General features: G+C 30.3%; 1 protein-coding gene. It reads left to right on the top strand.

Annotated elements, in window-relative coordinates:
• Window positions 1–20 precede the first annotated feature (20 nt).
• Entirely contained in the window at window positions 21–410 is a 390-nt protein-coding gene (locus ACFSQJ_RS14120; RefSeq protein WP_377767620.1) for a DUF4199 domain-containing protein, read from the top strand.
• Window positions 411–548: the final 138 nt, after the last annotated feature.

Below are 548 nucleotides of genomic sequence, written 5' to 3'. Positions count from 1 at the left end.
CGTTGTAAAACATTTGCGAAATGAAAATTCAATATAAAAAACGACAACTGAATTTTAATCTGATTTTCGGAATAATTTGGTTTGTTTATTTTTTTGTTCAATTATACTTTGACGACAAACTTCATTGGATTGATTATGGCTGGATTTTAATCTCATTGACATATTTTGGAACTTATTTCTATCAAAAGAAATATAAATATGTGAGTATTAAAAACGGAATTTTAACAGTAAACGGACCATTAGGAAAAAAGCTAAATCTAACTGAAATAAAACGGATTAAGAAGTTTGCTGGAGATTATATCATTAAAACGGACAAAAAAGAATTGAGTATCAACACGCAGATAATTGAACCGAACTCACTCGCTGAATTAAATGCAGAATTGGAAAAACTGAACGTGGAATGGAATTAAAAAACGTTTTACAACAATGTGTATAATTCATTGCTAGTTATAGCATGCTTACGAAAGTCCTCGCGGACTTTCTATCTGTGATTTATTTGCTAACTTTAGTGCTTAAACACGCAACGAAATCATACACTAGACCGTTGT

This window comes from Croceitalea marina, from assembly GCF_042684265.1.
Taxonomy (GTDB): domain Bacteria; phylum Bacteroidota; class Bacteroidia; order Flavobacteriales; family Flavobacteriaceae; genus Croceitalea; species Croceitalea marina.
Note: the sequence above shows the minus strand (reverse complement) of the source record. Positions and strands in the feature narration are given on the sequence as shown.